Origin of the sequence: Chitinophaga sp. RAB17, from assembly GCF_052114225.1 — a bacterium.
Taxonomy (GTDB): Bacteria; Bacteroidota; Bacteroidia; order Chitinophagales; family Chitinophagaceae; genus Chitinophaga.
The window spans coordinates 376,186-396,668 of the sequence record NZ_JBFREI010000003.1 but is presented as its reverse complement, the minus strand read 5'-3'; the positions used below and the strand labels follow the sequence as shown (position 1 = coordinate 396,668).

8 protein-coding genes are annotated in these 20,483 nt (G+C 44.5%); 7 read left to right on the top strand and 1 reads right to left on the bottom strand.

Annotated elements, in window-relative coordinates:
- Positions 1-2 precede the first annotated feature (2 nt).
- The 6 genes from AB4Z08_RS13385 to AB4Z08_RS13360 all read left to right on the top strand — a co-directional run bounded on the left by AB4Z08_RS13385 (position 3) and on the right by AB4Z08_RS13360 (position 18,567).
- Complete coding sequence (locus tag AB4Z08_RS13385) at positions 3-6,581, top strand: DUF5977 domain-containing protein (protein WP_441574246.1); 6,579 nt, start codon at positions 3-5, stop codon at positions 6,579-6,581.
- A gap of 18 nt (positions 6,582-6,599) precedes the next feature.
- Positions 6,600-7,829 carry a hypothetical protein gene (locus AB4Z08_RS13380; RefSeq protein WP_441574245.1) on the top strand — a complete coding sequence of 410 codons (1,230 nt, stop codon included), beginning with the start codon at positions 6,600-6,602 and terminating at the stop codon, positions 7,827-7,829.
- Between the two features lie 4 nt (positions 7,830-7,833).
- Positions 7,834-8,574, top strand: coding sequence for a hypothetical protein (locus AB4Z08_RS13375; RefSeq protein WP_441574244.1), 741 nt, complete (start codon positions 7,834-7,836; stop codon positions 8,572-8,574).
- 74 nt (positions 8,575-8,648) lie between these two features.
- Complete coding sequence (locus AB4Z08_RS13370; protein WP_441574243.1) at positions 8,649-17,450, top strand: RHS repeat-associated core domain-containing protein; 8,802 nt, start codon at positions 8,649-8,651, stop codon at positions 17,448-17,450.
- A gap of 35 nt (positions 17,451-17,485) precedes the next feature.
- Positions 17,486-18,016, top strand: coding sequence for a hypothetical protein (locus AB4Z08_RS13365; protein WP_441574242.1), 531 nt, complete (start codon positions 17,486-17,488; stop codon positions 18,014-18,016).
- A 263-nt stretch (positions 18,017-18,279) separates the two neighbouring features.
- Complete coding sequence (locus AB4Z08_RS13360; protein ID WP_441574241.1) at positions 18,280-18,567, top strand: hypothetical protein; 288 nt, start codon at positions 18,280-18,282, stop codon at positions 18,565-18,567.
- A 9-nt stretch (positions 18,568-18,576) separates the two neighbouring features.
- Here AB4Z08_RS13360 and AB4Z08_RS13355 read toward each other — a convergent pair whose 3' ends face one another.
- On the bottom strand, positions 18,577-19,503 hold the full coding sequence (locus tag AB4Z08_RS13355; protein WP_441574240.1) for a helix-turn-helix transcriptional regulator: 927 nt from the start codon (positions 19,501-19,503) through the stop codon (positions 18,577-18,579).
- Between the two features lie 93 nt (positions 19,504-19,596).
- Between AB4Z08_RS13355 and AB4Z08_RS13350 the strand changes: the two genes are divergently transcribed.
- Positions 19,597-20,481, top strand: a complete 885-nt coding sequence (locus AB4Z08_RS13350; protein ID WP_441574239.1) for an NmrA family NAD(P)-binding protein — start codon at positions 19,597-19,599, stop codon at positions 20,479-20,481.
- Positions 20,482-20,483 lie beyond the last annotated feature (2 nt).

Below are 20,483 nucleotides of genomic sequence, written 5' to 3'. Positions count from 1 at the left end.
ACATGATACTGGCCTATGTAGCGAGAGGAAAAAAATGGATGGCGGGCACGATGCTCGCAGTGATTTATCTTGAGATGATAATTCCTACCCATCTCCAGGCTGCCGTTCCGGTAGTGAGGAGGCTGGAGACAACGGCTGCCACCAAACCTGCTGCAATAAATGTATTGCCTTACAATACGATCATAACTCCCTTTGCTTCCCCGACAAAAGCAGTAAAACCATTGATGAGGGCGAATGCCGCCGGCAAAAAAAATGCAGGCGATATTGGAGGCCCTACCCAGCCGGAAATGCAGGCATTTCATTCGGCAGGCAACGAAAACATGGTGGACCTGTTCAGTGGCGATTTTTCCTATAGCATTCCATTGCTGGATGTAGGAGGTTATCCGGTTACAATCGGATATAACAGCGGCATCTCCATGGATCAGGAAGCCAGCTGGGTAGGACTGGGATGGAATATCAACCCTGGTAGTATTACCCGCAATCTTCGCGGTATACCTGATGATTTCAATGGAAAAGATTCTATCACCAAAGAACTCACGATAAAGGAAAATAAAACGGTGGGCGTAACAGGAGGTATAGACCTGGAAATAACCGGTGCCCCACTAACCCTGGGTTTTAGTTTGGGAATATTTAAAAATACCTATAAGGGATGGGGCCTGGAAACAGGCTTAAACGCTGGCCTTAGTGTGGGAGATAAAGCAAAAGGTAGTTTAACAGCAGGACTGTCCATCAGTAATAATTCTCAGGATGGGTTAGCCATTTCACCTTCGCTGGGCGTTGCCTTTCCCAGTAAAGAGGCGATGGAGAAAGGTGGTTATACCGGCAGTGTATCTATTGGGACTTCTTATAATTCCAGGTCGGGACTATCTGCCCTGCAATTGTCTGGCGGTGTACGTGCGTATAGCGCCAGTGAGAAGATTTTTGATGACAAGGGAAAAGAGATCGGTCTGAAGCCGCAAAAAGGTTTAGGTACCGGTACCAGTATCAGTTCACATATTTCGTTTGCGCATCCGGGTTATAGCCCTACTATCCACATACCCTATACAAATACAAATGCTACGGTGACATTGAAACTGGGAGGACTTGTGACCGTAATACATCCTGCCTTGTATATCAGTGGTTATGTTTCTACACAAAAGATTGCAGATAAGGATAAAAGACTCAGTCTTCCTGCCTTTGGCTACCTGAATTATCAGTCTGCCAATGATAACCGTGGCGCACTGCTGGACTTTAACCGGGAAAAAGATATTCCTTACCGCGAAAAGCCAGCTGTTCCGAACATTGCCATCCCTTCTTATACCTATGATATATTTTCTATGTCGGGAGAAGGTATTGGTGGCAGTTTCCGGGCTTACCGGAATGATATCGGTTACGTATATGATCATGAAATGACCACCCGTGATGCGTCAGGTAGTTTTAGTGCTGATATTGGCGGTGGGTTTATTGTGCATGGAGGGGTAGATATCAACTATACCCGGTCATTTACCAAATCAGCATTATGGGAAAATGATAATCCGCTCAGATCAGTAACCGGATTCCGGAAAACAGATAAAGCTTTTGAAGCGGCTTATTTCAGAAGCCCGGGGGAGAAAACGGTTAATGCCACTACTTTTTATGATGCGATGGGCGGAGATAATGTAGTAACACCCCGGTTATTTCAACTGGGAGAATTACCTATTATAAAATCAACTACCAGGATCACCCCTTTTAAAAATGGGATTGCACAACCGGATATTACACTCACCAATGCCAATACGGTAAAACCGGCGCGCGAGAAACGTACCCAGTCTATTACTTACCTCACCGCAAAAGAAGCGAGTGAAGTGGGATTGTCGAAATATATTGAGAACTACACAGAAAACACGTTTACCGTTGGCAAGAGTACAGATGGATTTGTAGATGAATTTTATGGTAATGGAGATGGATTGATCGGTCGATATTTCGACAATGAGTATTTTGGCAATTGGCTGGGCGATCAGCGTGAATCTAATATCAATTTTCAGAATAGAGATTATTTTCACGTGCCTAACCAGAAAAAGGAACATTTCGCCTTACAGTTGCTCGGTCGGCTGAAGGTGCCCGTATCTGGTACATATCTGTTTAAGACGGAATCGGATGATGGAAATAAAGTGAAGATGAGAGATGATTGGATAATAGATGATATGTCCTGGCACTCTGAACGGCCTGCGGAAAGAAAGATTAACCTGGAAGGAGGTCAAATGTATGATATCCAGGTAGATTATTTCCAGGACTCGAGAGATGGTTCTTTAAAGATGAGCTGGAAGTCGGATGCGCTTGGACCTAATACCGATTACCAGATCATTCCGCCCAGCAAGTTTTTCACAAGAAAGGATATAGATGCTTTTCCTGTAAATGGCGGTGCTTTTATGCGGGAGAAGCGTTTGAATGCTTTCCGCAAAGCGGACCACATTTCAGAAATAGATGTATTAAATAACGATGGCCGCAGATACGTATATGGTATACCAGTATATAATCTTCAGCAAAAAGAAACTACTTTTTCGGTAGAGAAAAAGGATGCTGTTCCGGCCGAAGGACTGGTGAACTACACACCCGGTGTTGATGACGGGTTGGGGAATAAAAAAGGTAACGATTGGTATTATACTGCAGATTCGATGCCGCCCTATGCGCACTCATATCTGCTGACAGGTATTCTTTCCCCTGATTACGTGGATGTTACCGGTGACGGTATTTCAGATGATGATGCCGGTAATGCAATCCGCTTTAATTATACCCGCACGGCAGGTATTAAGAAACCCTTTTTGTGGCGTGCGCCTTATAGTAAGATGGCTACTTACAATGAAGGTATGAAAACAGATAACCGCGATGATAAGGGTAGTTATGTGAGCGGTGGAAAAGAAGTCTGGTACCTGAACGCGATCGAATCAAAAAGTATGGTAGCCTTTTTTACTTTGGATAAACGGTCGGACCTTTTGCAGATTGATGCGTTGGGTAAGAAAACGGATGGAGGCGGCCGGCTGCTGAAACAGATAGACCTATATACCAAAGCAGATTACCTGAAAAATGGTACCAAAGCAAAACCTGTAAAAACAGTGCATTTCAGGTACGACTATACGCTTTGTCCTGGTGTGAACAACGATGGTGTAAACGGTAATACCGGCGGCAAATTAACCCTGAAAGAAATCTGGTTCAGCTATAATGGAAATGAAAAAGGGAAAAAGAATTCCTACCGGTTTAATTATAATAAGCTAAATCCTTCCTATACGACAAGTAAATATGATCGTTGGGGGAATTATAAGGACCCGTTGCAAAACCCGGGATCTAATGCAGGTAACCTGATCAGTAATTCGGATTATCCTTACTCCCTACAGGACAGTACGCTGGCGGCATCCAATGCTGCTGCCTGGGCGCTGGATTCCATCGAAATGCCTTCCGGGGGCCGTCTGAAAATAGACTATGAAAGTGATGATTATGCCTATGTGCAGAACAAGCGTGCCATGCAGATGTGTAAGGTGGCGGGCTTCAGTCCGATCATACCAACTGATCAGCTGCCTGGCACTAACCAGATGTATGATCATTTTGCTGGTCGGGATTACCTGTATGTATCTATTAATGTGCCCTATGCTGTAAAATCTAATGCGGAAGTGTATGCCAGATATCTTGAAGGCATGAGTAAGATCTACTTCCGGTTGTTAGTTGGTATGCCGGCGGACAAGTTTGGCAGCGGGTCAGAGTTTGTGTCTTGTTATGCAGGTATAGACCCCAATGGCGGATATGGATTTTACAATGGTGGAAAGACAATCTGGGTAAAACTAACCGGCATTGATAAAAAGGGCAATGAAGGAGGAAATAACAGCCCGCTTGTAAAAGCCGCGATGCAATTCCTTAAGCTCAACCTCCCTTCCAAAGCTTACCCCGGGTCAGATGAAGGAGAAGGAATGGGAATAGAGGAGGCAGTAAAAATATTACAATCTCAGGTAGATAATATAAAGAACACGATTAACAGCTTTGAAAATAATGCCCGTCCAAAACGTTGGGCACAATCCATTGATACCTCCCGTTCTGTTGCACGGTTAACAAACCCCTGGTTAAAGAAATATGGAGGTGGATTACGTGTGAAGCGGGTAGTGAGTTATGATTACTGGAATAAAATGACGGGGCAGCGTGGTGCAGCATATGGTAAAGAATATGATTACACCACCACCAAGGTGGTAAATGGAGAAACCCTCCGAATCAGCAGTGGTGTGGCGGCTTATGAGCCGATCATGGGTGGTGAGGAAAATCCCTGGCATATGCCCATCGAATACCAGGAGCGAGTGAGTGTGCTGGCGCCGGTGAACCTGGGGTATACAGAGGAGCCTTTAGGGGAATCTTTCTTTCCTTCACCTTCTGTAGGTTATAGTAAGGTAAGGGTACGCACCATTAATGCGAAAAAGAATCGTTCAGCAAATGGATATGATGAAACCTGTTTCTATACTACCAAAGATTTCCCGACTATCACAGAACGTACTACCATTAACGGTGAAACGAAGAAGCGGTATAAGAATCCATTACAGGACCTGTTGCGTGTAAACTCCCAGCATTTCCTGTCCGTATCACAGGGTTTTAAAATAGAAATCAATGATATGAATGGTAAGCTGCGTTCGCAGGCATCTTACGCAGAAACAGACCCGGATCATTGGATCGCTTATTCAGAGAATTTTTACCGGGTAGATAATCAGCAGTCAGCAGAAAAACATTTGAACAACAAGGTGCTGACGATATCTCCCAAAGGAGTGATATCTAACAGTGAGATAGGTAAGGACATGGAGTTGATGCTGGATATGCGGGAAGAGCGGTCGCTGACCAATGGAGTGAATCTGAGTGTGAATGCGGACTTCTTTACAGCGGCTATCTGGCCAATATTGGTGCCTTCACTTATTCCACTACCACAGCGGGAAGAGAATATATTCCGTTCAGTGGCAGCCACCAAAGTGATTAACCGTCATGGCATTATTGACAGTGTGCTGGCGGTAGACAAAGGTAGTAAGGTGGTTACGCATAACCTGTTGTATGACGAAGAATCAGGAGAGCCGGTGTTAACGTCTGTACAGAATGAGTACAATGACCGCGTATATAATTACACTTATCCTGCTGCCTGGATCTATGAAGGCATGGCAGGCGCCTATAAGAATGTAGGCGTGGTGCTGGATCATATCAATATCAAAGAGGGCCGTATTACAGGTGGATTGACAGGCAGCGTAAATGATTATTTCTTTAGCGGGGATGAGATGCTGGCATACGCCAAACGTAAAGTCGCAGGCACCGATTGTGCGCCGGAAGTGGCCTATTGGCCGGCCTCTTTTAAAGTATGGGCAGTAGATGCCAATATGCTGAAAGGTGGCACACCTGATATTTATTTTATTAACCAGGATGGTTCCGCGCTTACAGGCAGTGATGTAACATTGAAGATTATCCGTTCCGGCAGAAGAAATATTGCAGCTTCCGCAGGCAGTGTTACCATGCTTAATAATCCGCTGGTAGGTAATCAGCTGGTGTTGAATGATAACTCCGGCGTAATCAATGCTTCCGTAACAGAGTTTAAGGAATTCTGGAAAGTGCCTGACAGAAAATTACCGGCAATTATTATTGATACCTTCCGTAATGCCGCTATTACAGATACTTTCACTATTACCTGCGGTACCAATACTCAAAGGATACCGGTTACTGTGGCTGCCAATAAATTCAGCTCTGTAGTCAGTCAGAAAATGGCGGATGAAATAGCTAAAGCCTATCTGGAATATAGCGGGCCTGGTTTAGCCAGACAGCAGGTGCCCTGTACTTATTACTATAGTAAAAAGGATAGTGCTTATTTCACGAAGAGTTGTACCAGCCCGGCTATCGGAGACCAGATAAAATATGTACTTAAAGCAGGGGCAGATTCTTCGCTGGTGAGTCAGGCAGCCGCGGATGCTTTGGCGCAGGCAAGATTACAAACAGAAGGGCAGGCATATGCCAACAGTAAGGGTGGATGTTATTATAAAAATGATGCGCAGAGTGGACCATTCACAAGGGATAACTGCCCTCCGGGAACGACAGGTTCGGTGGTTACCTATACTTTGCCGGTAGGTACTGATACTTCCTATACAAGTATTGCTGCTGCAAACAGCAAAACACTTATAAAGTTAAATGCCGGCGGACCTCAGTATGCAAGGGATCATGGAGAGTGTTCTTACTTTGCCAGGCTCACGATAGTCAATCAAAATACAACTGTAGTACCCAACCCGGTTGGTGGCCGTAATAATAGTTTCACGAAAGGGGATGTAGTAATTAGTTTTTATGAAGATGAAGCTTGTACAATCCCCCGTGTGGTAAATAATCTGGCAATCAGTATAAAAGTAACAGAAGAATTTACACAGGCGGGAAACAATACAGCTCATACTTTGACGGATACATTCGAGGATTATACCGTTAGTGGTTCTTCTAAAGTTCTGATGACACAAACTTCTATCAGGTCTTATACCTGGGAGTGGTTAACTCCGGGTGGCAGGGAACCGCATTTGGAAACAACGATTGTGAACACTTTTGCTATTGTTCCCAATAGTGCATTTGTAATAAAATAACACTAACTGAATATTTCAATGAAGCCATTTATCATCATAACATATTGCATCATATCGCTGTTTTTAGCTTCGGCTAAAACAGCGATGGCCGCGCCGTATTCGTTGCGCCCCGATACCAGCGGTACCTGTTATAGTGTAGTGCAGGATACAGGTGTAAATCCGTATAGTCTGGGTATAGCAGGTAACTGGCGCCCTTATCGTTCCTTCACATATTACGGCGCCCGAAAAGAATCGGATGCAAATGTAACAGTAACGGATATACGTAAGAATGGCACTTTCGCCACGTTTGTACCGTTCTGGAACCGGCAGACTGATAACACCTTAAAACCGGTGTATGATACCTCTGTTTGGGTATGGAATGCACAGTCGACACTTTTTAATATAAAAGGATTTGAACTGGAGAATAAAGATCCATTAGGTAGGTATAATGCGGGTTTATACGGGTATGATAATACATTGCCGGTTGCTGTTATACAGAATGCCCATTACAGGGAAGCCCTCTTTGAAGGATTTGAGGATTATGATTTTGGAGGTAAGAAAGATACTACCTGCTCAGTGACACGCAACTTCGATTATACGCCCTACAAAGCCAGTATTGACAGCAATGTGGCCCATTCCGGGAAACGTTCCATCCTGGTGAAGCGTAATACTCCTGTAGGCGTAGGCACGGTAGTAATCAATACGGATACCGATGATTTTGACTTCGTGATAAAAACAGGTTCACTCAGTTGCTTTCCAGGAATCGTGTTGCTCAAAGGTATCCGCGCAGACAGCAAAGTGATTTTGCCCTCTTTTTCTCCTTATGCTGGTAAAAAGATGGTTGTAAGTGCGTGGATAAAAGAAGCACAGGAATGTAACTGTAACAGCTATACGCAAAGTAACCTGTCTGTCAAAACAGGAACAACCAGTATCACTGCCTTACCGGCAGGTAATATCATAGAAGGCTGGCAGCGGGTGGAGCAGGTGGTAGATATACCGGCAGGAGCCACCACTTTTACCATCACCTTTAATGCTACCGGCAGCACCGATGTGTACTTTGATGATTTACGTATTCATCCCTATAATGCCAATATGAAGTCTTTTGCCTATGATCCGGTAACATTAAGACTGATGGCAGAGTTGGACGAAAATAACTACGCCAGTTTTTATGAATATGATGACGATGGTACTTTAATAAGGGTGAAGAAAGAAACGGAAAGAGGGATCAAAACGATTACAGAATCAAGAAGTGCTTTAATCAAAGAATAAACTGATGATGAAGAATATACTTGTCTGCATTTGCCTGTTAGTAGCCAATATTGCGGCGGCACAAACCAGTGATGGAATGGACAAAGCCATTGAATTGCTGACCAAAGCCGGAAAAGCATTTGCGTCCGGACATATGTCGCTGGATATATGTTATACCTATGCCAATGAACACCAGCCGGACGTGCTGATTGATTCGCTGAAAGGTACTATTCAGTTGTCTGGTGGGAATTATCGGTCTGAATTAGGGAATACCCTGAGTGTGAAAAACTCGCGCTATAGTATTATTGTATTCAGAGAAGATAAATTGTTGTACGTATCTGGCGCGGCACCTGCAGACAGTGGGGCGGCTGTATTACCGGTGCAGTTGATTACATCGGCCGTGAAACAGGCGGGAGTACAGGAATGCAAGGTTACTGCCCGTAAAGATACTACGACTATCCGCTTTCAATTTCCGGAGAATATGGCATATCGCTATATGGAAATTAAGCTGGATAACCGCAGCGGGCGGATACAGGAAATTCAGTATCTGATGAAGAGTACAATGATAAGCCAGACAGAGAGTACAGATGGTATTGCATTTGAGCCTTATGCCCTGGTGAAAACTTATTTCCGTTACCGCGACAATGTCCCTGTTGCAGCATCGGTATTTGATGAACAGCAGTTTTTTACCAGGAACGCAAATACCCTGGTACCGGCTGCTGCCTATAGTAATTATGAAGTATTTATTGGAACCCCGAGTAATTAACCGCTATGATGAAGTCCCCTATATCTGGAAAGATTTTATTTCTACTGTTTGTCGCTGTACAGTTACTCTGTACAATGACTACTACCGCGCAGAATGGCATCACGGTTAAGAAGGTGCTGGATGGCAGTAAGGGTGAATTGGTAGCCAATGCTATCATTACGGTGCAGGACAGTGTTTATTTTGATGCCGTACTAAAGAGTAAGCTGGAAGCTTCTTATCCGGTAAAGAATATTGTAACATTCAAGCTGAATGAATATAGCCCGGTATATCCCGGCGGAGCCTTTACAGCATCTGCTATTATCCGGGTTACCTATATCGGAACAGATCAGAATTCGCATTCAATACAGGATACCCTTGCCATTAATTATGATACAACCAAGGCATACACTGCACGGAATAGTTTTGTATTTAATGGTGCTCACCAGGTGAGCGTCCAGTTATTGACGCTCACCTCCAGTAATACGGCCGTCAATGGCGCCCTGATGCTGGAGAATGAAATGCGGGTGAAACCGGTATTCAAACTGGATATGGTGAATGATGTAGTAAAAGCAATCAGTTTCGAAACTACCTCTCTACCTGCCAATCCTGATCAGTTGATCGCTAAATGGACTGCCTTGAAGGCCGCGGATGAATATGACCTGGAATGGGCTTATATAGATTCCTCGTCATTGGCCAACAATAAATATGGAAATCCCGTAGACCCGGCGTTGGTTTTCCGTAACAACGCTACCCGTGTTAGCATTAGCGGTAACCGGTATGCCATACCACTGATTTATGATAATACCGGTACATTGTATGCGCGGGTAAGAGCGGTGCAGGTAAGAGACAGGAGCAGCCGGAAAGAAACTGCCTGGAGCAGCGGTTATGCAGGTGGTATGGCATCCTTTAACTTCAAGGGGCATGAGAATATGCTCAACTGGCAATCCAATATCAGCTTTGCAGAAGAAGGGAAACGCAAGGTGGTTGTACAGTACTTTGATGGAAATTTACAGAATCGCCAAACAGTCACCAAAGACAATACTACTGATACCACAATTGTAGCTGAAACATTGTATGATCAACAGGGAAGACCAGCTATACAGGTGCTGCCAGCCCCCACATTAAGTAACATTATTGCCTATACGAAAAATTTTAATACCGGGGTAAATGGAGCATATGATGTAAGTAAGTACGATACGCTGGATGCGCCGGAACATTTCCTGCAAACTTCTGCCCAGCCAATGGATAGTAGCAGCGGTGCATCGAAATATTATTCTGGTAGGAATCCCCGGGCCAATGATGGCTTCAATAAATATATTCCGAATGCGGAGGGCTTCCCCTTCACAGAAACGGTATATACCCCGGATAATACCGGCAGAATCAGCCGGCAGAGTGGAGTAGGGCCGGGTTATGCTATTAATAGTAATCATGAAACCAGGTATAGTTATGGTAGTGCTACCCAAAGTGAACTGGATGCCCTTTTTGGTACAGAGGCAGGGGATGCATCGCACTATTTCAAGAACATGGTGCAGGATGCCAATGGACAGTACAGCATTACTTACCTGGATATGCATGGCCGTACCATTGCCACCGCATTGGCGGGAACACCTGGTAGCGCCAATCTCATAGGATTGCCTTCAAACGTACCGGGTACGGCAGTAGAGATACTGGGCGGCGTAAATAACAACACTATTACTGATGGTGTGATGACCATCCATAAACCTTTGACCGTACCTGTGGATGGCCGCTATGATTTTAGTTACAGCCTGGTACCACCGGTATTAAAAAAGAAGGATTGCAATGGCAACGATGTTTGTTATATAGGTAGGTTTGATCTGGAGATAAAGATCACCGATGATGTATACAATCAATTGCTGGGTGGAAGTCCCGTGATTAAAAAACTGACGAATTACAGCATAGATAGTGTTATTTCAAATTGTAGCGCACCAGCAGCTCAAGTATTGACTTTTTCTTTACAACTGAAAGAGGGCAATTATGAGATAACAAAAACGCTGAAGATTAATGAGGAGGCGATGGCTGGTTACAGGGAAAAAATATTCATGAAGAGCAGCGTGTGTACTTCCCTGGAAAAGCTCAAGGATGAGCAGCGGCAACTGATGCTGGGTAAATCCTGCGCACCTGATTGTGCTGCCTGTCTTACAGGTATAGGTACCCGCGTTACCTTCGCTACGGCTTATATGCAACAGGCAAATCTGAATCCGTCAGATTCGGTGGCTTACCGTGGTGAAATTGATAATGCTTATGCAAAAGCAGTTGCTTCCTGCAATGCATTGTGTCAGAAAGCCACATTGTCCGATATGACGCGGCAATCCATGTTAATGGATATGATGCCTCCTTCTGGTCAGTATGCTACCCTGGATGATAATAAATATCCTTATTCTATTTTTTATGTAGGCGATGCGGAGGGATCTGCACCGGTTTATAAAAGAAAGGACATTACTTTTTTAGATGAAAATGGGAAGCCGGCGATGGTATACGATGAAATAGCCGATACCATGGTCATGCCGCAGGCACTGCTGCCAGAGCAGTTTGTTGCGAAGTTCCAATCTTCCTGGGCAGAGGCGTTGTTGCGTTTTCATCCGGAGTACTGTAAGTTATTGGAATATGAAAAGCACCGGGCCAGCATGGAATGGGATGTTAAGTTCCGCGCAGTAGATACCTATGCCGAAGCCAAAGCTGCCGGATATCTCAACCCAACAGGTGGTACTTCTGCTGTTTTTACTCCCTATGGAGTACCAGCTACCCGGGATCCGGTGGTCCTGGAACCCACGGATATAAAAAGTCAGATTGAAAGTAGAATGACGGCTAACAATAAGATCAATAACTGGTCTATTTATTCGAGAAGCGCAATAGGAGCGCTTTGCCGGAACGATGATAATACCTGCGTGGTAAAATATACGGATGGTACCAATGTTTTTGGAGAGGGTATTTTGTGTGCAGGTGATCAGAACATGATCTGGCGCAACTTTCGGGAAAACTACCTGTCTATAAAACAGGAGGTAATAAATGATAAAATTGACAACGCTACCTGTCCTGCAGGTGCTCAGAGAGTAAGTGCCGCTGATCTGGTTTTAGCAAAGAAGACACCGCATTTTAATTCCCCGAAACAGGCGCTTGCGCAAAATGGTTTGGGATACCTGGATAACCTGACAGTAGCAGATAAAGCGAGAATGACTGATTCTGCCAATGCTGCTATGCAGCGCTCTTATGCCGCTAACTGTAATAACTATGTAACTACCTGGATGCAACAGTTATCATCTTGTAGTTATTCTGAGACAGACTTTAACCTGATCAAAACACAATTACTGGAAGTATGTAAGGCAGGAGCGGATCAGGATCATCCTTATGGATCCAGTTCTGTTCCGAATAGCAGCGTATTAACCAACCGTTCTTTTGAAGATGTGATCCGCAATTATAATGTGGCTCATCCTACTCCTGTACGCCCTGCGGGTTGCCCTTATTTATTGACAATACCGGCGCCTTACTATGCGCAATCCGGCACCGCCAATAAGCCGGTGATCAGCAAACCAAGTGATTGCGAATGTGGCAAGATTACCGCAGTAAAACAGGAATATGATCTGGCACATTGGTCGCAGGAAACATTTGCCGATTACCTGTTCAGAACAAGAAAATTGAAGATCGCCCAGGCAGACCTGGATAACCTCCTGAATGCCTGTAATGCTTCCGGGGGATGTACCTTCCTGGAAAAAGCAGTGAGTGTGCCTCCGGCATTCCAATGCTTTACACCAGCCCCTTGCGCCAATTGTAAGGTAGTTGATAGTCTGTACACCAATTTTACCAACAGGTTCCCGGGAGTTACACCGGCGCTCCCAGGCAGAAGTGGGGGTGGTGCCTCTATGATGATGGCAAGTGTTGGCGTGTCCGATTCTGCACAACAGGCTACTAATGACCTGTTTACCGCCTTTATGAATAATCGCCTGGGTTATAGTTTGTCGGTAGTGGACTACCTGAATTTCAGAGACAGTTGTAGCTTATTACATTACGGTGATACTTTGATAACCAAACAAACATCACCTATAAATACCTTCCAGATTACAGATGCCGGTACATCATACAATGCCAATATCTGGGATGTAAAACGTATCAGTGATGGTTACCTGTTAGCAGGATGGACAACTACCGGTACTGCAAAACCAGTAATTATCAAAACATCAGCAGCAGCGGATATTATATGGACCCGGATGTATGATTTTGGAACTGAGGCGGCGTACATAATGAAAGTAATTGAAACCAAAGATAGTGGTATCGTCGTTGGTGGTTACTCGACGAATGACGTATTGGGAATCGGGCTGGAAAGACATGCCACATTCATGAAGCTGGGGCATTCGGGAAATATTATCTGGAGTAAAGGAATATATACCGGGCCAAGCCCGGCACCCAATACGGGCGATGATCTAAGGGATATTATAGAACTCAGCAATGGAGATATTGCCTATGTGAGCGATTACGATGCGGGATCTTCCAGGGCGGACTGGACTATTGGGGTAATGAATAGTGTGGGAACCATGAAGTGGATGAAACGAATGGGAACAACCTACGGAGACCTCACACAGAATATCACGGAAGATAGTACCGGGCTGTTAGTCGTTGGATTAATTTATGATATTAATAAAGCAATGTATAATCCTGCCGTTGTTAAATTCAATAAAACGGATGGGAGTGTAATAACGCAGAAGTTATATCAGTCCAGCTATAAGGCGAATGTAAACAGGTTGTTTAATTTGCCTGATGGCGGTTTCAGGATTGTGATGACCACTTCTACTGACATGGGAAATACCAATGGACGTACTACCGTACTGAATTTGAATGCTAATCTTAGTGTCAGGAATGCCTTCCGGTTGTCTGCTCCTTTAAATAATAATGTTGCCTGGGTGGCTGCCAGCCAGCTGAATAATGGTAGTCTGTTAATGGGGCAGGTCGTAGACGGCAGCCAGAATAGCAACTTTATTCTTAAAATGAATATGGATGGCAGTATTCCCTGGTCGCGAACAATGGTGAATCCAGCAGCAAATTCACAAATACGTGGTATATTCATGAATGCTGATGGTAGCATTAATGCCGGAGGATTCCTCAGTAGTTTGCCGGTGATGTATTTATTGGATGCAAATGGAAAAGCAGCCTGTAAAGATACCACCTATGCTATGACTTCAGCGGCTTTGCCAATGACCGCTGTTGATACAGCCTTATCTCAATTTACGGCTGATTACAACAGCTTCACAGTAGGCGTTACAACAAGAGCCGTTGCTAACAGCCTAACCAGGCAGGGCTGCACAGGTGGTTCCACAAGTAGTATTGCGTTGTACAAAGGTCCATTGCTTTGCCCGCAGTCCGTTCCAACCTACGAGCCCATGGAAGGGAATACGACGAACAACTGTTCTGATAGTAGTTTCTTCATTGTAAGTACCGCTACAGAAATTTTCAAGGCACGCACAGACTCCTTAAAGGATGATTTTAATCAGGCCTACATGAAGAGCTGTCTGGATGCTGCTGGCAAAGAAGTGTTCACGTTGACACATCAGTTAAGTGAGTATCATCATACGCTCTACTATTATGATCAGGCAGGGAATCTGATAAAAACCATCCCACCTTCAGGAGTAGCATTAGACCGATCCGATACATGGCTAAACAGTGTAAAGGCAGCAAGGCTGGCAGGAACAGCAAAAGTGCCTCCACACACAATGGCCACTCAATACCGCTATAATACATTGAACCAGGTAGTATCGCAGTCCTCACCGGATGGTGGATACTCCGAATACTGGTATGACAGACTTGGGCGCCTGAGCGTTTCCCGGAATGCAAAACAGAAGTTAATATCTTCCTATAGCTATACGTTATATGACTACCTGGGAAGAATCACGGAAGTGGGGCAGATAAAATCCACTACGCCGATGACCAGTGTGATCAGCCGCGATAACAATAACTTTCAGCAATGGCTGACGGCTGCAACGGGTACCAGGTCCCAGATTACTAAAACCGTATATGATCAGGCATATGCTCCGATCGATTATTTGCTGACAGGTAAGAATCTGCGGAACCGTGTTTCCTGGAGCGCAGTGTATGATATTGCATCAGATATTAGTGCTATTGAACACGCCAGTGCTACTTATTATAGCTATGATATTCACGGTAATGTAGATACGCTGTTGCAGGATTACCACCATGGTTCGATGGGCAGTACCCCAAACCGGTTTAAAAAGCTGGTATATAATTATGACCTGGTATCAGGAAAGGTAAATACAGTGGCTTATCAGCCAGGTGCACCGGATGCTTTCTATCACCGGTACTCCTATGATGCGGAAAACCGCCTGACAAATGTTGAAACCAGTACCGATGAAGTATACTGGGAGAATGAAGCCTATTATCAGTATTACAAGCATGGCCCATTAGCTAAAACCATTATTGGTCAGCAACAGGTACAGGGCCTCGACTATGCCTATACGTTACAGGGTTGGCTGAAGGGAGTCAATAGCAGTGTTTTATCGCCTGTTTATGATATGGGGCGTGATGGCGTAAAAAATAGCCTGGTGGCCAGTGATGCATTCGGCTTTGCACTGCATTATTCCGGTGACAGAGACTATAAATCCATCGGTAATGCCAATGCGGTTGCGGGAGGAACGGCAAGTAATGCCAGTCTTTTTAGTCCGTTATACAATGGCAATATTGCCGCTATGAGCGTGAACATTGCTACACTGGGACAACCCTTACTCTATACTTATAAATATGATGTATTAAATCGTCTCAGCAGCATGACGGCAGCGAACGGATTGAATACTACCACCAATACCTGGACGCCCAATAAATTAGATGATTTTGAAGAGGCTGTAACTTATGATGCCAACGGTAATATCCAGTCTTATCATCGCAATGGCAATAAAACATTTGCCGGTAAGCCACTGGCAATGGATGAATTGACCTACAGTTATAACCTGAACAACAATCAGTTGGATTATGTGAGGGATGCGGTACCCGATGGTAATTATCCTAATGATATCGATAATCAGGCCGTGCATAATTACACCTACGACGCCATTGGTAACCTGACAGCAGATCTGAAAAGTGGGGTAGATAGTATCTATTGGACGGTGTATGGTAAAATTCAACGTATCCATAAGCTGGATGGAACCGTTATCACCTATACTTATGATGTAGCAGGTAACCGGATCAGTAAAAAAGTGAAGAACGTGGAAACCTGGTATGTACGTGACGCCACAGGGAATGTAATGGGGGTATATACCAAGGGTGATCCTGCTGTTAACCAGGGAGATCTAACGCTCATAGAATCAGATTTATATGGTAGTAGCCGACTTGGATTGTTGAATCAGCAGGTAAATGTGCAGAATAAAGTGAACCCGGTACAAACTGATTTGCCTGCATTAGGAAGCGGGATAAATACTATCTTTACGAGAGGTAATAAGGTCTTTGAATTAAGTAATCACCTGGGTAATGTACTGGCCACCGTTTCGGACCGAAAACGTCCGATAACCGTAGACGGTACCACCATTGATCACTTCGATCCGTTGCTCACATCCGTACAGGATTATTATCCATTTGGTTCATTGATACCTGGTCGCAGTGGTCATGCCATTCAGAATGGATGGGTTTCCGGAACAGATAATGTAAACGGGTATACGTTGCCGGTAGATTTGTCTCTGAATAACAGGAGTAATAATCAACCTGTTGAATATGTGGCATCGAATAGCATTGACTTCGGAGATGGGTTTCAATCGGCAGCAGGAGATAATTTCACCGCGTATATAGCTGATGGTAGTTATGCTGGTGGCAGTGGTGGAAGTGGAAGTATTGCGGCAGGTGCGGGAGTTTATAGGTATGGATTTAATGGGAAGGAGAAGGTTGATGAAATACAAGGTGAGGGAAATCAATATTCATTCGAGTTTAGAGAATACGATGCACGCATTGGCCGCTTCCTGTCGATCGATCCGTTAACAGGAAAATATCCATGGCAAAGCCCTTATGTTTTTGGGGCGAATAACCCAATTATGTTTGTAGATGTGATGGGGCTTGGCCCTGGCGATCCGCCTACATCCACGAAAGATGAGGCAAACACAAAAATTGAAGAACTGAGTAAAAATCTCAAACAGAGTAAGTATTTTAAAAATGTAACGCCTGGGGAGTTTATTAAGAATATGAAGGACCGGGTGAATAATCCTTCCACTCTCAACCAAGGACATGGAACAATGTTTTGCTGGGAGGGGTCTTGCTTGTCCTATGTTTATGAGCACGATCCGGCAGGCATGGTTAGTGGGATGTTTTCGCTGTATACTGATGGTGATTTCCGATATAATAATGGAACGGTAATTAAGTCAATGCAGCCGAGTGATTTTATCAGGGATCCGGCAGGCTCAAATCTTAACGAATATGAAGGTTTGAAAGGAAATAAGGCCGATCAAATGTTATTTATGACGATAGGTGCGGCATTTAAAGGTTACATAAATCAAGATACCCATTATGATTCGGGTGATGAGGGTAATCCTCTCTGGGCAGGTGCGAACCTTACAAAAGCGAAAAGTTTATGGAATGCTTTTGGTTACAAGGTAGATGTTGCTGGCGCAGATTTGGCCTGGATTAGTCCGCTGAAACCGAGGATGCTTTATGAAAAGTCTCAGAAGTATGACCTTGTGTTGTATGTGTATGGAGATCGATTTATAAGAGATCAGGTTTCTTTGAAGCACTTGACCGGTTCGCATTACATTAGGGTGAAAAATTTTGTTGAAAATAATGATGGAACTTACACATTTGACTGGTGGGATTATGGGGCCTGGAAGAAACAAACGGCTAATTCTCAGCAGATCCAGCTAGGATTGCATGGCGTAATTGCTATTCCAAGAACTCAATAAAAAAGAATATGAGAATAAGATATTTCTTACCACTATTGTTACTAATAAGCTGCACAGAGCGCAGAACGGTTAACTACTACTATAACCATAGGCTGGAAATTGACACTGTCAGTAAAATAAGTCGGGGTTTTCTTGAAGATTATCAGTTCGACTATTTCTCCATCACCCAATGGTCGCCTGAAATCAAGGTACTGGTTGGTCAGAAAGGACATACAATAGATGGGGTAACGGGGTATTTTGATCCCCATACTTTTGAAAGGGTTTTTCGTTACGCTGCGGATACCTGTAATGCTTGTACATCCGAGGAGAGGGTAAAGGACAGTTCTTTGTTGGCAGATAATCGTATCAAGCAACTGATGCACCGTTACATGAAGATGAAATTGGTTGCATTCAGAGTGGATAGCAGTGGCGCTTTTTTTGCCTTAGGTGATGCTCAAAAGCTTCATGGTTTTTCGATGATGACGGGCATATTGTTGCCTTTTCGTGCATATGTAGATTCTTCTGCGGGGCTCATACGTCAGATCGACAATGAACATGCTTATTTGTACGACAAACTAGTGCAATAGCGTGATTTCTAAAAAGGGCCGGTTAAAACTCGGCCCTTGCTCTTGAAAGTATAAAGGAGGTAGTATTTTGAGTTGCCGCGCAAAAAATATTGCTATGGGCTGCAGCATAACGATCTATGCTGTATAACATAGAATAAGATATTTTAAAATTGATCGTTTTAATCGACCTATAATAATACGGTAGTTGTAACCAAGCATCGAGGGATGTCAATTACCCTGTACACTGAGTTCCAACTTTATTAATCCCTTGACCTCATGATAACATGATAAAATATTCTCTACTACTTATACTCTCCTTCACGGCCATCGGCGTAAAGGCACAGTCTACCCTTAACAAAACCGCTACTGGTTTAAATGTGCAGACCAAACAGCTCGTTATTGGAAATAATTCTGCAACCGTAAACGGTGCCTTAATTAACAAAGATCAGGGCAAAACTGCTTTCAGTGAAGTAGGAAAAGATTTTCAGTTTAGTAGTCTGGTAATATTCCAGGATGGTTTCTACTTTTTCCATTTCCTACAATTAAATAAATCAAAGGTAGGAAAAACCTGACCTAATAGATTATTTCCGGATATCCTTCGGCATCATGCCGAACTTTTTCCGGAAGGCTGCGGTGAAATGATGCGGATGTTTATACCCGATTTTGTCTGCTACCTCGCCTACATACAGTTTCTCATCCTGTAGTAATCGTTTCGCTTCCTGCATACGGATATCACTGAGGTAGCCAAACACGGTGGTATTGAATAATTCCTTAAAGCCATTTTTGAGCTTCATCTGGTTAATCCCTGCTTTGCGGGCCAGTGCTGTAATGGACAGTGGCTGTTCGTAATGTTGCTCCATGTACTGCTTTATGGCGTACAAACTTTCAATATCCTTTGCGGGCAGCTTTGTTTTTTTCGGGAGATGTTGATGATCCAGCTGTTTCACCTGCATCAGGAAAAGCTCGATGGCTTTGGCTTCCAGGTATACCGCCTGCAAATGGCCGTTGTAGGGTGTTTGACGCATGTCGTTGATGATGGCTTGCATGGCAGGCATCATTTGCGCAGTGAAAGCAGGAGAGGGCGTATTGATGGTTTCATCGCGCTGGAAGCTGCTCATGAACGGACTTTCTTCCGTAAAAAAATGCTGATAGAAATGCTCCGACATCAGGAGTTCAAAAAAGGCGCGGTTTTTATGCCGCGTAGGCGATACGATCATTTCATAAGGCTCAGGAGATTCCCGGTATACTACAAATTGTTTTTCGGGTATGGCAGTAGTGCTGTTGATGGTATCGTCCTGTATCCGGAAATGCGATACAATGGCTTTTTTAGCCGGGAGAAAAGACAATACTTTTTGGGTGGGGTTGCTGTAATTTCCCCAACGGAGGTCTAGCTCTTTCATGGAGAGCTCTTCCAGCTGTATATGAAAACCGGAAGCATCGTTGATCCTGACTTTTTTTTCCTGAACCGGGGTATTCTCTACACTACCCGCCTGGCAACTGCTGATCATAAAACTTCTTTTTGCGTTGATGAGACTTCCTTTCCCGTTAACCGGCGGCCGCTGTGGCCAGTACCTTTGGGTCTACTAAATTAAATCATTAAAATGGAAAAGAACCAGTATATCACTGTATTTGGTGCCACCGGGAAGATAGGGAGTGAACTGCTCCGGTTTTTATCAGCGAACGCTGTCCCTACCACAGCGGTTACGCGTAATAAAAGCAAGGCTGTAGCGCTGCCTTTTGTGGAATGGGTGGAAGCAGATATGGCAGATAAAGCGAGTTTGCACAAAACGATGACAAATAGCCGCGCCGTATTCCTGTCATCCGGAATGGGGCCTAATTTTGTAGACGAGCAGCACCAGGTGATACAGGTGGCTGCAGAAACAGGCGTGGCACATATGGTGAAGTTATCTTCCGCTGCTGCAGCGAAAAGCTCGCCCACACATATGGCCAGCTCACAGATCGGGCAGGCGCATGGCGCTGTAGAAGAACTGTTGAGGGCAGCCGGTATTCCCTGGACAGTGCTGCAACCTACCGGGTTTATGCAAAACTGGTTAGGTGAATTTTCAGAGCGGGTGAAACACGAACGCAATATCCAGGAGGCCACCGGTGATGGGAAAAGAGCGTATATCGATGTGCGGGATATCGCAGAAGTAGCTTTTAGCATTCTGACAGCGCCGGATAAACATGTAGCAGCTACCTATGTGTTGACCGGTGGAGAAGCTATCAATTACGGGCAACTCGCTGCCATCCTCAGCCAGGTGGTAGAAGAGCCGGTTACCTATATTCCGCTGACCCTGGAGGAAGGTAAACAATGGATGGAGAAGAAAGGATTACCTCCCTGGGCCGTGCATACTTTGATGGCATATACGGAAGTACAGCGCCGCGGCGATGCAGCATATGTGAGCAACGCCGTTGCGGAAATACTCCAAAAGCCTGCACGTACTGCCGAGGCGTTTGTAAACGATTACTCCATTTGGTTTAAATAAGA

Coding starts and splice junctions, on each gene's coding strand:
- AB4Z08_RS13380 (WP_441574245.1), top strand. CDS start 6,600: ATGAAGCCATTTATCATCATAACATATTGCATCATATCGCTGTTTTTA.
- AB4Z08_RS13385 (WP_441574246.1), top strand. CDS start 3: ATGATACTGGCCTATGTAGCGAGAGGAAAAAAATGGATGGCGGGCACG.
- AB4Z08_RS13355 (WP_441574240.1), bottom strand. CDS start 19,503: ATGATCAGCAGTTGCCAGGCGGGTAGTGTAGAGAATACCCCGGTTCAG.
- AB4Z08_RS13375 (WP_441574244.1), top strand. CDS start 7,834: ATGATGAAGAATATACTTGTCTGCATTTGCCTGTTAGTAGCCAATATT.
- AB4Z08_RS13360 (WP_441574241.1), top strand. CDS start 18,280: ATGATAAAATATTCTCTACTACTTATACTCTCCTTCACGGCCATCGGC.
- AB4Z08_RS13350 (WP_441574239.1), top strand. CDS start 19,597: ATGGAAAAGAACCAGTATATCACTGTATTTGGTGCCACCGGGAAGATA.
- AB4Z08_RS13370 (WP_441574243.1), top strand. CDS start 8,649: ATGACTACTACCGCGCAGAATGGCATCACGGTTAAGAAGGTGCTGGAT.